13 protein-coding genes are annotated in these 14,695 nt (G+C 64.3%); 6 read left to right on the top strand and 7 right to left on the bottom strand.

From position 1 onward, the window contains the following. Positions 1-82: 82 nt before the first annotated feature. On the bottom strand, positions 83-766 hold the full coding sequence (cmk, locus tag ABQU90_RS21025) for a (d)CMP kinase (protein WP_115513122.1): 684 nt from the start codon (positions 764-766) through the stop codon (positions 83-85). 172 nt (positions 767-938) lie between these two features. On the opposite strand from cmk, the gene ykgO reads away from it, so the two are divergent. The 6 genes from ykgO (at position 939) to ABQU90_RS20995 (ending at position 5,639) form a co-directional block, all read left to right on the top strand. Further along, positions 939-1,064, top strand: a complete 126-nt coding sequence (gene ykgO, locus ABQU90_RS21020; RefSeq protein WP_005913193.1) for a type B 50S ribosomal protein L36 — start codon at positions 939-941, stop codon at positions 1,062-1,064. Positions 1,065-1,276: 212 nt separating this feature from the next. After that, positions 1,277-1,618, top strand: a complete 342-nt coding sequence (locus tag ABQU90_RS21015) for a hypothetical protein (protein ID WP_055852198.1) — start codon at positions 1,277-1,279, stop codon at positions 1,616-1,618. Between the two features lie 230 nt (positions 1,619-1,848). Beyond that, positions 1,849-2,883, top strand: a complete 1,035-nt coding sequence (locus tag ABQU90_RS21010; protein WP_323522707.1) for an agmatine deiminase family protein — start codon at positions 1,849-1,851, stop codon at positions 2,881-2,883. Between the two features lie 114 nt (positions 2,884-2,997). After that, positions 2,998-3,882: a carbon-nitrogen hydrolase gene (locus tag ABQU90_RS21005; protein ID WP_323522706.1), complete on the top strand. Its 885-nt coding sequence runs from the start codon at positions 2,998-3,000 to the stop codon at positions 3,880-3,882. Between the two features lie 4 nt (positions 3,883-3,886). After that, entirely contained in the window at positions 3,887-4,414 is a 528-nt protein-coding gene (locus tag ABQU90_RS21000; RefSeq protein WP_228325545.1) for a GNAT family N-acetyltransferase, read from the top strand. Then, positions 4,407-5,639, top strand: a complete 1,233-nt coding sequence (locus ABQU90_RS20995; protein WP_407078792.1) for a TraB/GumN family protein — start codon at positions 4,407-4,409, stop codon at positions 5,637-5,639. The genes ABQU90_RS21000 and ABQU90_RS20995 overlap by 8 nt, the downstream gene beginning before the upstream one ends. Before the next feature lie 116 nt (positions 5,640-5,755). On the opposite strand, the gene ABQU90_RS20990 is transcribed toward ABQU90_RS20995, so the two are convergent. Genes ABQU90_RS20990 through ABQU90_RS20965 form a run of 6 tightly spaced genes read right to left on the bottom strand, consistent with a single transcriptional unit; the run spans position 5,756 to position 14,598 of the window. Continuing rightward, positions 5,756-6,727 (bottom strand): endonuclease/exonuclease/phosphatase family protein, encoded by a 972-nt coding sequence (locus ABQU90_RS20990; RefSeq protein WP_115528302.1) that lies wholly within the window; start codon positions 6,725-6,727, stop codon positions 5,756-5,758. A 5-nt stretch (positions 6,728-6,732) separates the two neighbouring features. Next, the gene (locus ABQU90_RS20985; RefSeq protein ID WP_323522704.1) at positions 6,733-9,870 is read right to left on the bottom strand and encodes a discoidin domain-containing protein; all 3,138 of its coding nucleotides are present in this window, start codon (positions 9,868-9,870) and stop codon (positions 6,733-6,735) included. A 26-nt stretch (positions 9,871-9,896) separates the two neighbouring features. Next, positions 9,897-10,733 (bottom strand): carbohydrate ABC transporter permease, encoded by an 837-nt coding sequence (locus ABQU90_RS20980; protein ID WP_005992271.1) that lies wholly within the window; start codon positions 10,731-10,733, stop codon positions 9,897-9,899. Further along, positions 10,730-11,614: a carbohydrate ABC transporter permease gene (locus ABQU90_RS20975; RefSeq protein ID WP_115513129.1), complete on the bottom strand. Its 885-nt coding sequence runs from the start codon at positions 11,612-11,614 to the stop codon at positions 10,730-10,732. The genes ABQU90_RS20980 and ABQU90_RS20975 overlap by 4 nt, the downstream gene beginning before the upstream one ends. Then, on the bottom strand, positions 11,611-12,975 hold the full coding sequence (locus ABQU90_RS20970) for a sugar ABC transporter substrate-binding protein (protein WP_323522703.1): 1,365 nt from the start codon (positions 12,973-12,975) through the stop codon (positions 11,611-11,613). Before ABQU90_RS20970 ends, ABQU90_RS20975 begins: the two co-directional genes overlap by 4 nt. Positions 12,976-12,978: 3 nt before the next feature. Continuing rightward, positions 12,979-14,598 carry a glucoamylase family protein gene (locus tag ABQU90_RS20965; protein ID WP_115559005.1) on the bottom strand — a complete coding sequence of 540 codons (1,620 nt, stop codon included), beginning with the start codon at positions 14,596-14,598 and terminating at the stop codon, positions 12,979-12,981. Positions 14,599-14,695: the final 97 nt, after the last annotated feature.

The raw sequence follows: 14,695 nt of genomic DNA, 5'->3' as shown, positions 1-14,695 counted from the left end.
AGTAGTAGAACCGCCACGCAGGATGCGCGACGGAGCTGTGGAACGCCTTACGGTCGGCGGGACATGCCCGCTTGCGAAACGCTTACGACGACGTGTGGACAGCTAACATCCCGACCACACGCTGGACGACATCCTCGATCCCTATCCCGCTGGTATCGATGAGCACGGCGTCTTCGGCCGGCCGTAATGGCGCCACCACCCGCTGGGCATCCCTGGCATCTCGGGCCATGATCTCGCGCAGCAGGTCGTCAAAGATAACCGAAACACCCTTTTCCATCAACTGTTTATGACGACGGCCCGCACGTTCTTCGGCACTGGCGGTCAGGAAAACCTTAAATGCGGCATCCGGGAAGATCACCGTGCCCATGTCGCGCCCGTCGGCGACCAGGCCGGGTGCGCGCCTGAATGCGCGTTGGCGTTCCTTGAGGGCACCGCGCACCTCGGGAATCGCCGCAATCGCCGAGGCCAGGGCGCCAGTGGTCTCCAGACGCAATTCGCCGGTCGCATCCACGCCGTTGACCAGGACCCGCAAGCCCGCTTCGCCGGCGTCGTCGAACTCGACCTTGGTATCGAAGGTGCAGCGCACCAGCGCAGCCGGGTCGGACACGTCCAGATCGGCCCAGCTCGCCGCCACCCCCACCGCGCGATACAGTGCGCCCGAATCAAGGTAGTGCCAGCCCAGCCGGGCAGCCACGATGCGGCTCACTGTGCCCTTGCCGGCGCCGGAGGGGCCATCGATGGTGAGGACGGGCGAAAGGTCGGTCATTCAGGTTTCCGGTAGGTCATCAGGCGCTAGTGTAGCGCCGCTCGCAGCGATTCGGATGCAACCACTTGAAAGCACGACGAAAAGCCGGTTAGAATTGCCGGCTTAATTGCGGGTGCAGCCTCGATCGCGCGCACTCTTCCATCGAATCCAACCGTTTACGCCGAGGTGTGCCATGAAAGTCCTGTCCTCCCTGAAGTCTGCGAAGACCCGTCACCGCGACTGCAAGGTGGTCCGCCGCCGCGGCAAGGTCTTCGTGATCTGCAAGTCGAACCCGCGTTTCAAGGCGCGTCAGCGCTGAGCCTTCGCGGCGCGTGCAAGACCCGAGAAAGCCGCCTTCGGGCGGTTTTTTCTTGGCCGACGCTTGATGCGGCTCCATCCTTGGCGTGCTGAGCAAGGCATCTGCTGCCACGCGTCGACGTCACCGCCCGAGTGGCACGCATCGCGCCAACGTTTGTCCTGGTTTTTTGCTGTAATCACCATCCGAATCTTGTCCACTGGGGAGTAGATGACATGCGCAACCGTTTGTTTGTGATGCCGCCGATCGTGCTGACAATCGCGCTGATGGGGATCAGTGCCGCCGCATCGGCCGAAACGCTGTTGGTCGATCGTGCGCAGCAAAAACCCGCCGCCGCCCTGCCCTTGCGTGGCGACAGCATGAGTCAGGTCGAAGGCCGCTACGGTGCGCCGCAGGAGAAGCTCGACCCGCGCGGTGGCCAGAAGCGCCAGTGGCCGACCATCCACCGCTGGGTGTATCCGGCATTCACCGTGTACTTCGAAAAGAGCAAGGTGATCGACGTGGTGGCCAATCAGGCCGATGCCAACGAGATCGGGCCGAAACCGCCGATCCAGTAAGACGCGACATCACCTCTCCAACGCGTGCAGACATCGTTCGCTGCACGTCTGGCCCAACGCATCGCAGCACCATGCATCTGGTCCGTCAGCACTCGGACATGCGTTGCTGCGAATCTGCATCAAGCCTGGCGCGGCAATGTGCGCCAGGAGCGCAAGAGCCTGCACTCGGGTGCGGGGTATCGATGAACGTCCGGGCCACTGCCCGGACACCAAGATGAGTATTGCCTCGCATGACCGACCGTCTTCGTTTTCCCGCCGAATGGGAACCTCAATCCGCCGTGTTGCTTGCGTGGCCGCATGCCGGCACCGATTGGGCCGAGCGCCTGGCCGATGTGGAAGAGACCTACATCGCGCTGATTATCGCGATCTCCCGCTTCGAGCCGGTGGTCGTCTGCGTCGCCGATGACGATCTGCAGATCTATGCCGAAGCGCGGCTGCGTTCGGCGCGCGTGGACATGACGCGGGTGCGCTTTGTGATCGCCGCCTACAACGACACCTGGTTGCGCGATTCCGGCCCGATCACGCTGCGCCAGGATGACGGTTTCCGCCTGATGGATTTCCGCTTCACCGGGTGGGGCGGCAAGTTCGAGGCCAGCCTGGACGACCAATTGGTGAGTTCGCTGGATGCGGCGCAGATCTTCGTGCCCGCCCCGGTGCAGACGGTGGATTTTGCGCTGGAAGGCGGTGCGATCGAAACCGATGGTGCCGGCACACTGCTGACCACCTGGACCTGCCTGCACGAACGTCACCCGCAGCGCACGCGCGAGTCGCTGAGCAGCGATCTTGCTGCATGGCTGTCGCAGGATCGCGTGCTGTGGCTGGACCACGGCTACCTCGAAGGCGACGACACCGACGCGCATATCGACACGCTGGCGCGCTTTGCCGGCCCGCACGCGATCGTCTACCAGGGCTGCGATGTGCCCGGCGATTCGCATTACGCCGAACTGCAGGCGATGGGCAACGAGCTGGCCGCGTTGCGCACCGCCGACGGGCAGCCGTACCGTTTATTCGTGCTGCCGTGGGCCGAGCCGATTCTGGATCAGGGCCGTCGCCTGGCTGCGTCGTATGCCAACTTCCTGATCGTCAATGGCGCGGTGCTGATGCCGGCGTATGGGGATCCGGCCGATGCGACCGCGCAGGCGGTGCTGGCCGAAGCGTTTCCGCAGCACGAAATCGTGCCGGTGCCCTGCCGTGCGCTGATCTGGCAGAACGGCAGCCTGCATTGCCTGACCATGCAGTTGCCGGCCGGCCTGCTCGCCGCCTGACCAGTGCGTTCGACGCGGCTACGTATGTGGCGCGTCGTTTCTTGTTCCGGCCGGCAGGCCGGTGTTATGCCATGGCGCGCTACCTTAGTGCGCACCTTTGCAGGATGAGATGCCATGTCCCGTCACCTTCTTTCCGTCGCGCTGATTCAAGAGCGCAACCACGGCGACGCCGAGGCCAATCTGGCCATCATCGAATCGCGCGTGGCCGAGGCTGCCGCACAGGGCGCCAAGTTGGTGCTGCTGCAGGAGCTGCATAACGGCGCGTACTTTTGTCAGCACGAGTCGGTGGACGAATTCGATCTGGCCGAGCCGATCCCCGGCCCGAGCACCGAGCGCCTGAGTGCGCTGGCCAAGCAACATGGTGTGGTGCTGGTCGCCTCGTTGTTCGAGCGCCGCGCCGCCGGCCTGTATCACAACACTGCGGTGGTGTTCGAAAAGGACGGCCGCCTGCTCGGCAAGTACCGCAAGATGCACATCCCCGACGACCCGGGCTTCTACGAGAAGTTCTATTTCACGCCGGGCGATCTGGGGTTTACGCCGATCGATACCTCGGTGGGCCGCCTGGGCGTGCTGGTGTGCTGGGATCAGTGGTACCCGGAAGCGGCACGCTTGATGGCCTTGGCCGGTGCGGAACTGCTGCTCTACCCCACCGCGATCGGCTGGGACCCGGACGATCAGCAGCCCGAGCAGGAGCGTCAGCGCGATGCGTGGATCCTGAGCCATCGTGGGCATGCGGTCGCCAATGGCGTGCCGGTGCTGTCGTGCAACCGCGTCGGGCATGAACCTTCGCCGCTGGGCGCGTCCGGCATCCAGTTCTGGGGCAACAGCCATGTGCTGGGGCCACAGGGCGAGTTCATCGCCGAAGCCGGCCAGGAGCCGACCGTGCTGATCTGCGATGTCGACCTGCAGCGCAGCGAACATGTGCGGCGCATCTGGCCGTTTCTGCGCGACCGTCGCATCGATGCGTACGGCGACCTGCTCAAGCGTTACATCGACTGATCGCATGGCCGTCGAGCTGCGTGCAGTCCGCGATACGGACATCCCGGCGATCACCGCGATTTATGCGGAGCAGATCGCCGGGTTCAATACCTACGAATACAGCGCGCCGTCGAGCGCGGACATGCACGCCCGCATGCGCGCGATCGTGGATGCCGGCTACCCGTATCTGGTTGCAGAACATGCCGGCGCTGTCGCCGGCTATGCCTATGCCAGTGCCTATCGCGCACGTGCGGGCTACCGCTGGACGGTGGAGAATTCGATCTATCTTGCCGCCGACATGCAGGGCCGCGGGATCGGCAAGGCCCTGTTGGGCGAACTGATCGCGCGCTGCGAGCAGCGCGGAGATCGGCAAATGATTGCGGTGATCGGCGATGCCAGCAACCAGGCATCACTGCGGCTGCATGAACGTTTTGGATTTCGCACGGTCGGAGTGTTCACCGGTATCGGCCGCAAGCAGGGTCGCTGGTTGGACGGCGTGCAGATGCAGCGCCAACTCGGCTCCGGTAACACCGCCCCTCCTTCTGATGAATGACCCCATGACTGAGCAGACCACCCACGTTCTGGACGATGCGCTGTCCGGCCAGCCGCACCGCATCGTCGAACGCGATGGCGTGCGCTACACCTTGCTGGGAACTGCCCATGTCTCGCTGGCCAGCGTCGCCGCGGTGCAGCGGGCGATCGGCAGCGGCCGCTACGACGCGGTGGCGGTGGAGCTGGACGCGCAGCGGCTGCAGGCGCTCAGCGACCCCGATGCCCTCGCCCGCCTGGATCTGGTGCAGGTGATCCGCAAGGGGCGCGTGGCCTTGTTCGCCGCCAATCTGGCATTGGCGGCCTACCAGCGCCGCCTGGCCAAGCAGTTGGGCATCGAGCCGGGCGCGGAGTTGAAAGAAGCGGTGAATCTGGCGCGTGCGCAGGGACTGCCGGTCTATCTGATCGACCGCGAAGTCGGGCTGACCTTCAAGCGTGCGTCCGGGCGGTTGGGATTCTTCGGCAAGATGAAACTTGCCGGCGGTCTGCTCAGCGGCCTGTTCGCCGCCGACGAGGTGGGCGAAGAGGAGATCGAAAAGCTCAAGCAAGGTGACATGCTGGAGGCGAGCTTCGGCGATTTCGCCAGCGAGAGCCCGGAGCTCTACGACACGGTGATAGCCGAGCGCGATCGCTACATGGCCACGCGCTTACGCGAAGAAGCCGGTGCCGGGCAGCAGGAAGTGCTGGCGGTCGTCGGCGCCGGACATCTGGCCGGGCTTGCGCGGCACCTCGAACAGGACACCGATGCGCCCGGCCCGCTGCGCGAGTCGCTGGAATATGTGCAGCAGCGCAAGCGCGTTCCCTGGATCACGCTAGGCATCCTGGCAGTGATCATTACCGGGATCGGCATCGGGTTCTGGCGCGGCGGCCTGAGCATGGGCGCCGACCTGTTGCTGCAGTGGGCGATGTACACCGGCGGGCTGGCCGCACTGGGCTGTCTATTGGCCGGCAGCCACCCGTTGAGCATCCTGACCGCTGCAGTGGTCGCCCCGTTCAAGCCGTTCCGTCTGAGCGTACCGACCGGTGCCTTCGCCGCGCTGGTCGAAGTGCATATGCGCAAGCCGGCCTATGGCGATTTCCTGTCGCTGCGCGACGATGCGCAGACCCTGCGCGGCTGGTACCGCAACCGCGTATCGCGCGTGGTGCTGACGTTTCTGTTGACTAACTTCGGCAGCATGGCCGGGGTGTGGCTGGCAGGCGTGCAAATCTTCAATCGCCTGCATGGATGATTGAGAGGCAGTCGACAAGATGCGGTATACCGACGCCTTGTAGGAGCGCACCTGGGCGCGATTGGACGTTATCGGTAAAACCCGTCGCGCCCGGGTGTGCTTCTACGTGGTTGGCGTTACGGAGCGGCTGATTGATCCGGTGCGAGCTGCAAACGCACCCACACGCCATAGTGATCCGATGCCCAGCGGCCTTCGGCATATGGGGTGTCGAACAGAATGCGGGCTTCGCGGGCGAGCAGGCGGTTCTGCTGGAAGAACACGTGGTCGATGCGCGCCGGCGTGTCGAAGACATGCAGATTCAAGGTACTGACCGTGGCATCGCTGTTGCGGTGCACGCTGCCATAGCTGTCGCCATAACCTTTGCGTAGCGCCTCCAGATCCAGCGCGTCGGCCGCGATGTTGAAATCGCCGGCGATCACCACCGGTGCCTGCGCGCTGGTGGAGGCAATGAACTCCAGCAGGTCGCCGACCTGGCGCGTGCGCGTTGCGGTGCCGCGCGCATCGGCGCGTTCGTTGAGATGGGTGACGTAGACATTGACCGGCTGACCATCGATATCCACCTGCAGATGCGCCGCAACGCGGTAGTCGTCCAGCGGTTGCAGCAGGCGCTCATGGCGCGCCAGCACCTTGCGCCGGCTCAGTAACGCATTGCCATAGCGCTTGGCGGCACCGGGGGGATCCACCGAGGCGAAGATCACCTCGTAGCCCAGCTTGCGCGCTAACCAGGCGGATTGGTTTTCCACGCTACCGCGGCGCTCGATGACCTCCTGCAACGCAATGACATCCGGTGCCAGTTGCTTGAGTTCCTTGGCGATATAGGCGCGGCGGGCCGGCCAGTCTTCGCGGTCGTGATGCAGGTTGAGCGTAACCAGGGTCAGGCCGCGGGCAGACGGAGCTAGGGTTGCCTGCCCTGCGGGGTCACTGACCGCTGCAGAGCCGCCCTGCCTGGGCTGCGCTGCAGCACGTAACGGCCCAGCCTGACCAGGCTGGCCTGCCTGCACGTGCGCGCAGCACAGCGCCAGTGCGACAACGGCTGCACACCGGCCAGCGCGGCGCCAGTGTTGCCCTGCCCCTACCGCCCAAGGCATCGCCATCACTGCGTGGCGCGCTCGGCCCGCCGCACCGCGCTGGGCACATCGATCTGCACGGTGGCCGGCATCTGCTGGATGCGCAGCTCACCGTTCTGCCACTCCACCGTTTCGCCGTTGACGCTCGCCTTGCCGGGTTCGCCCTGATACGGCCAGACAAACACCACACCGCCCGGCGGCAGCAACAGGCCGGGTTGCAGTTGCAGCGATAGCTGCTTTTCGGTGCGCTGCAGCGTGTAGTTGAGGCGGCCGTACGGCGTGCGCAATTCGGCAATGCCGATGCCCTTGCCTTCGAACCAGCGGGTCGGCGTGCCAGCGGCGATCACGATGCTTTGATCGGACTCGCGGGTGTAGGCGAACATGTCCAGCACCGAACGCACGAAGTCCGATGCGACCCAGGCGTGCGGCAGATCGCCGACGAAAAACGGTGTACGCGGCGTGCGCGAGACCACCTCGGCCCACTGATTCCAGGGCTGAGGCGCGCGATCCTTGAAGAAGAATGCGGTGGCATCCCAAGCACGCTCGCGCCAGCCCAGCCGCACGAACGCGGCGACGTTGCGCCATTCGTACGGGGTGTAGTCCTTCCACTCGCGTTTGCCGTCGCGGCGATCGGAGAATTCTTTCCAATAGCGTTCGAAGGTATTGGTCAGCAGCTCCTGCGGCAGACGCTGCTGCTCGCCGCCCGGTGTCAGCGCGATGGTGGTGGAGGTCGCGTCGAAATCGCCTAGTTCGGCCGAACCGGGCAGGAAATCGAGCTTGTGCTCGCGCACCGCCGCACCCAGCGAGGCGATCAGGTCGCCGCTGAATTCGTCACGTGCAGCGCTGAAACGGGTGACGTCCTCCGGCTTGTCCAGCACGCCGGCCAACATCGTGGCGTCCTTGTAACCGCGCAGCGCCCAGAAGTTGTCCCAATACGAATGCACCGGTTTGGCCGAATAGCCTTCGTGGCTGATCGACACCGGCATCATTCCGTAGAACGCCGGGTTACGCATGAAGTTGTCTTCGGTGCGCTCGCTGGCGCGCAGTTTTTCCATGTAGTCGAAGGCGCCGGTCACGTGCGGCCACATCTTCTCCAGGAACGGCCTGTCGCCGGTGTAGCGGTAGTACTCGGCGACGTTGTAGATCAGTTCGCCATGACTGTCGTTTTCGGGCACCGGGTCGCTGCCACGGTCGTCCACGCAGCACGGCACCATGCCGTCGGCAAATTGATACGGCGCAAACCAATCCACGTAGTCGCGCACCACGTCTTCGCGGCCGAGCCGCAGCAGGCCTTCGGAAATCATCGCGCCATCGCGGATCCAGCTGCGCGAATACGAGCGCGTTCCCGGCTGCAGGCGCGGGCCGATACGCGAAATCAGCATGTGCGCCAGCGCCGTGCGCAACGTATCGACCACCGGCTTGCCTTCGGCCGGCACACTGATGCGCACGCGATCGAGCTTGCCGCGCCACTGCTGGGCCACCTGCTGCTGTGCGGCGTCGGCATCGAAGCCGGCGGGCAGTTGCGCCGCGCCGGTCTGCGGGATCACCAGCGCCACTTCGCGCTTCTGGCCGGGTTCGAGCTTCCAGCGATACAGCAGCACGCCCGACGCCAGGCCGGTTTCGTCCTTGACCTGGGTGAGCGTAGGCGGCGTGGCGGCGGTGAGATGGCTGACATCCATACAGCTGTCGAAGGCACTGGCGAAGCTGGCATCGGGACGTTGCGCGGCGAAGACGCGCGGCTTGCCATTGACGCTGACCTGCGCGCCATCCACCGCCAGTTGCTCGATCCGGCTGACGCCGCCCAGGGTGTTGAGGAACTGCGACGGCGGGTTGACCTGGAACGGACGTACCGCCAGGGCCAGGGTGAACTCACGTGCCTCCTTGCCGGTGTTGTGCAGCTGATAACGCGCGACCAGTTGTGCCTGATCCGGTGTGCCCTGCACAAACGCGGTGACACGCAGATTCATCAGGTCGTGGTGCCAGTCGACGCTGGGAATCGGCAGGTAATCGTCCTGCAGGCTCTGCTCGCTGCTGACGTCGGACCAGTGCAGCACCTTGCCACCGGTGACCACGAACGGCTCGATGCTGAAACCGCCCTTGCCCACTTCCACCGCACCGTCTTCGCCGATCAGGCCCTGCTCGGTGCCGCCGTCCAGACCGAGGATGGTCCAGTACGGCTGCTCGCCGGAAAACCCGCGCGGATAACTGCCACGCGGCAACTGGCCGGCCAGCGATTTGATGAAGTCGTTGGGCGTTGCCGCAAACGCCAGCGGCTGCAACTGCACCTCTTTGATGCCGTAGCGCCAGTTCGGGCCGTCCTTCAGATCGAAACGCAGATAGCGTGCTTCGGTATCGGGCAACGCCAGCCAGTCGGTGCCGCCGGCACCGGCGGTGACCGTGCGCAGATCGCGCCAGCTGCGGCCATCGGCCGATGCACGCACCGCGTATTGCGAAGCCTGCAGGCCGGGCACCCACTGCACCACCGCGCCACCGAATTCGCGCACCTTGCCCAGATCCAGCGTGACGGTCTGTTGCTTGACCGCGCCGCTGAGCCAGAAGGTGTCGGGCTTGCCATCGGCCAGGCGTTGCTCCAACGCCGGCGCAGTGTCGGTGATGGCCTCGGCCTTGAGCGGCGAGGTGTCTTCCGGCGGCAATGGAGTGAGCGTCAGGCGGTCGAAGCACACCGAACCCTTGCCACCGACCTTGTTGTAGATGGTGAACTCGACATCAGCGCTGCTGCGCAGCTGCTTGTCCGCACCCGGACCCCAGGCCTTTTCGATGTTGCGCTTGCGGTAGTTGAAGGTGGTCCAATTCTTCGGGAAATTGAAGCCAGGCCGGTTGACCCACCACACGTTGTCGCCGCTGGCATCGATCAGCTTGAGCTGCAGATCGTTGGACGGCGATTCGCCGCGCAGCGAAAACCCGATGCGGTAGTTTTCGGGGTATTCGAGCGGCAGCGCGCGGCGGATGCCCACGTAGCCGGAGACGCCGTTGAAGTTGTAATCCAGGCACAGCGCATGCCCACCGGAGGGTGTCGCCACCGGGCGCAGCGAACCGCTGACCTGGTTGGACACTACCAGGCGCCAGGCGCCGATGTCGTTGAAGCCGTCGAGCACGCGCTCCTGCGCCTGCGCCACACCCGCACCACTGGCAACAGCGGCCATGGCAAGCACTGCCCGGATCATCGGCTTCACCCCTTCACACTCCCCAGCAGAAGACCTTGAATGTAGTAACGCTGCAGCGCCAGGAACAATAGCAGCACCGGAATCACCGTCACCACTGCGCCGGCCATCATCAGTTCCACGTCCATGATGTGCTCGCGCGACAGCGCCGCCAGCGCCACCGGCAAGGTGTATTGCTCCTGATCGGTCAGCACGATCAGCGGCCACATGAAGTCGTTCCATGAGCCCATGAAGGTGAAGATGGTCAAGGTGACCAGCACCGGCTTGAGCATCGGCAGCACGATCTGGAAGAAGATCCGCATCTCGCTGGCGCCATCGATGCGTGCGGCTTCGATCAACTCATCGGGAATGCTGCGCGCGTACTGACGCACCAGAAAAATACCGAACACCGTGGCCAGTGCCGGCACCACCACCCCGCCGATGTTGTTGACCAGATGCAGCTGCTTCATCAACAGAAACAGCGGCAGCATCGCCACCTGCGCGGGAATCACCAGCGCGGCCATCAGGATCTTGAAGATGCGCTCGCGGCCGACGAACTGCAGCTTGGCGAAGGCATAGCCGGCCATGGTGTTGATCAGCAACGAGCCCAGCGTGATCAGCCCGGATACCAGCAGGCTGTTGGCGAAGTTACGCGCCATGCCGGTGCGCGCGAACAGCTCGTGGTAGTTGGCCAGGGTGAACGCCGACGGCAGCATCGGCGGCGGGAACCGGCTGGCCTCGCCGGTGGGCATGAACGACACCGACAGCATCCACAGCAACGGCGCCAGGCTGATCAAGGCCAGCACCAGCAAGCCGCCATTGATCAGGACGGCGTTCCAGCGCGACTCGCCGACATCACGACTCATATCAGGTCCCTCTTGCGGCCGAAGCGCAGCATCACGGTGGTCACCGCCAGGATGATCAGGAATAACAGGAACGCCACTGCCGACGCGCGGCCGAGGTTCCACCATTTGAAGCCTTCTTCGAACATGAAATACAGCACGCTGACAGTGCTCTGCAGTGGGTCGCCGCGGGTCATCACGTACGGTTCGGCAAACAGCTGGAAGTAGCCGGAGATGGTGATTACCCCGACCACCATCAGCACCGGGCCGAGCATCGGCAAAGTGATGTGCAGGAACTGCTTCCAGCGCGAGGCGCCATCGATGCGCGCGGCCTCATACAGGTCCTGCGGAATCGCCTGCAAGCCAGCCAGGAAGATCACCATGTTGTAGCCGAAGTTCTTCCACACCGCGAACAGCATGATGGTGGGCATCGCCCAACGCGGATCGCCCAGCCAGTCGATCGGGGCGATGCCCAGATGGCTCAACCCGAAGTTCACCAGGCCATATTTGATATGGAACAGGTAGCGCCAGATCACCGCCACCGCCACCAGCGTGGTCACCACCGGGGCGAACAGTGCGGTGCGGAACACCGCCTTGAAACGCGAGGCCTTGGCATTGAGCAGCAACGCTGCGCCGAGCGACACGCCGATCGACATCGGCACGCCCAGCAGCACGAAGTAGGTGGTGTTCCACAACGACTTCCAGAACAGCGGCGTCTGCAGCAGCTCGATGTAATTGCCAAGGCCGACGAAGCGCAGGTGGCTGCTGTCGGCTAGCGCGTACAGATCGAAGTCGGTGACGCTGAGCACCAGCGCGGCGAACACCGGCACGCCGAAGAACATGCCCAGCACCATGATCGACGGCGCGGCGAACACCCAGCCGGCGACGGAATTGCGCTTCATCATCGTGCCGCTCCCTTGCCGCTCGCTGCAGCCGCTGCTGCGTCCGGCGTGGGCACGGTGGCGGGCGCGCCCGACTTGCCGGCCGGGCCGACGTGCCCGCCTTCCTGTTCAAAGATCCAGCGGCGCTTGGCCAGGATGTCGTCCACGCGTTTATCCAATTCCTGCACGGCCGCTTCGTGCGATTGACCGCCACGCACCACGCGCTCGGTCACCAAGCGCATTTCCTGCACGATGCGCTCCCACTCCAGCACCTTGGGCGTGGCCTTGACCCGTTCCAGCTGGTCGCCGAAGGCATGCGCCAGTTCGTCGTTGGCCAGCGACGGCAGCTTCCAGGTACTGCGCCGCGGCGGCAGGTCGCCGATGATGGCGTGGAAGCGCGCCTGCACCGTGGGCTGGGACAGGTACTCGATCAATTTCCAGGCCGCGTCCTTGTGCTGCGACGATTTGAAGATCACCAGGCTGGAACCGCCGGCAATACCGGCGCCCAAGCCATTGGGGCCGGGTAACGCTGCGGTGCCCCACTTGCCTTCCATGCCCGGCGGCTGGCGCAGCTTGAACTCGCGCACGTTCCAGGGCCCGGACAGATAGAACGCGTAGTAGCCGTTGAAGAATTCGTACCAGACGTTGGAGACCTGGGTTTCCGACACCTTCGGCGCCCAGCCTTTCTGGTACATGCCGTCGTAGAACGCCAGCGCCTTGCGGAACCCTTCGCCGCGGAAGTTGCCGTAATTGTCGTGGTCGCGCAGCAGACGGTCGTCCTGCTGCAGCGCGAACGAGAGCTGCTGCTCGAACTCGTTGAGCGGCATCAGGATGGCGTAACGGTCCGGGCCGACCTTACGCTTGATCGCGGCCATCACCTGTTCCATCTCGGCCCAGGTCTTGGGCATTTCGCTGTAGCCGGCCTCGCGCAGCAGATCCTTGCGGTAGAACAGCAGCCGCGTGTCCACATACCACGGCACCCCGTACAAGGTGTTATCGACCACGTTGGTATCCCACACGCCGGGGAAGTAGTCCGCCGGGTCGACGATCTTCGAGCGCGCCACGTAGGGCTGCATCGATTCCAGCGTGTCCAGCAACGCAAACTCCGGCAGCCAGGTGTTGCCGAGCTGGCACACATCCGGCAAGCCGTCGGCCGCGAAGGCGGTGAGCAGTTTTTCGTGCGCCGCGGTCATCGGGATGTTCTGCACATCGACCTGGATGTCCGGGTTCTGCTTCTCGAAGTCGGCCACCAACTCGGCCACCACTTCGGCCTCCTTGCCCATGGCCCAGAAGCGCACGGTGGTCTTGGCGGGATCGGAGCGGTTGCATCCCGCCGCACCTGCACACAGGGCGGCGGCCAACATCAACAGTTTCAAAAGGCGCACGGATTACTCGGGTTTTTGGCGTTGCGAGGGGTCTTGCTGGGCCTGGGCGGCAGCGGCACGCGACTCGGCCATGCCCAGCGAGCGTGCAGCGGCCTTTTGCTCGTCCTTCTGCGGCAGCGGCTGCGGCTCACCCTCGGGCGTGAGCCAGCCACCGGTGAATCCGGCGCGTTCCAGACCGGCGCGGATGTAGGCGTTCTTTTTCATCACCGTCCAGACGAATTCGTTCTGGTAGTTGGAGATCATCGCCAGGATCGGGCCCTGATCGATGGCGATGTAATCGCTGGCCACCCAGCCGCGGTCCGGCACCATGCGCCCGGTCTTGAGCGGAATGTCGTAGTTGAAGCTGGGGTTGAACGAATCCAGAAAACCATAGCTGGAATACAGGAAGTCGCCGTAGCGCTTGTGCATCTCTTCGGTAGCCGGGATCACCACTTCCGGGGCGAACACGATCGAGGAGATAGCCGCAGTTGGTGCGATGGTGCCGTCGTCGAAGTTCTCGCGCAGGCCGGCGCCGCGCGAGGAGTAGTGGCGGAACTGGCGCTGCTCGCCGCGGTATTCCTGGCTGGTGTTCTGCGGGCCGTCGCCGGCGGTCAGGCCCCAGACGTTTTCGCCGTAGTCCTTCCACTTCATCGGGTTGTCGATGGCGTAGTCGCGCTGCGCCAGGGTGGCGCGGCGGCTATTGAGGAAGTAGTCGATACCGCGTTCGCGCATGTACTGGTCCTGGATATCGCGGAAGTCGATCCAGACATGGCTGTATTGGTGGCCGAACAGCGGGCCGAAGGACAGGTATTCCTGGCCCTGGTAGACGCCCCAGTCGTTGTTGTAGGTGCGTGTCCAGCTGGTCCACGCCTCCGGGTCGACGCCGTGGGTGGGCGAGCCGAGCGCGAGGATGTACAGCATCATCGCCTCGTTGTAGCCCATCCAGTCATGATCGATGAAGCCGCTCTCCGGGAACCAGCCCATCGAGATCAGCGGCGCACGCTGCTGCAGCCAGCGCCAGTCCACGCGCTTGTACAGCGTGTCGGCGATCTGGCGGATTTCTTTCTCGCGCGGGTCGTCGCCGTCGTAATACGACTGGGTAAACAACACGCCCATCATCAGCAACGCGGTGTCCACGCTCGACAGCTCGACCCAGCTGTCGTAACGGTTGCCCTGCTGCATATCTAGAAAGTGATAGTAGAAGCCCTTGTAGCCGGCCCTACCGGTCCGCTGCGGCCCCATCGGCGCATCGCGGAAGAATTTCAGTGTGGTCAGGGTGCGATCGATCGCCTGATTGCGGCTGACCCAGCCGTTCTCGATGCCGATCGGATACGCGGTCAGCGCAAACCCGACCGAGGCGATGCTGGCGAACGGGCGCGACGGAAACCGGTCCGGAGACAATCCGTTGAGTTCATTGGTGGTATCCCAGAAAAACTGGAAGGTGCGGCGTTCGATGTCCGAAAACAGCGGCGGCAGCGGTGGCTTGACCGGCTTGGGAGGCAACTGCGCCTCGATCAATATCACTTTCACCGGTGCCTTCTGTTCGACCACCTTCGGCTCCTCGGCCTGTTTGCAGGACGCCAGCACCAGCGCGCCCAGCAAGAGTGGAATCGTCAACCAACGCGACGTGTTGCCCCTGTCCATCCGCCCCCCACTTGTGTAATCGATTACATCTCGCACGCCAACCTACCCTATCCAAGCGCCGAGTTCGACCGCCCTGGCCTCATGCCAGGGCGGTCGA

Source organism: Xanthomonas sp. WHRI 10207 (genome assembly GCF_040202975.1).
GTDB lineage: Bacteria > Pseudomonadota > Gammaproteobacteria > Xanthomonadales > Xanthomonadaceae > Xanthomonas.
Note: the sequence above shows the minus strand (reverse complement) of the source record. Positions and strands in the feature narration are given on the sequence as shown.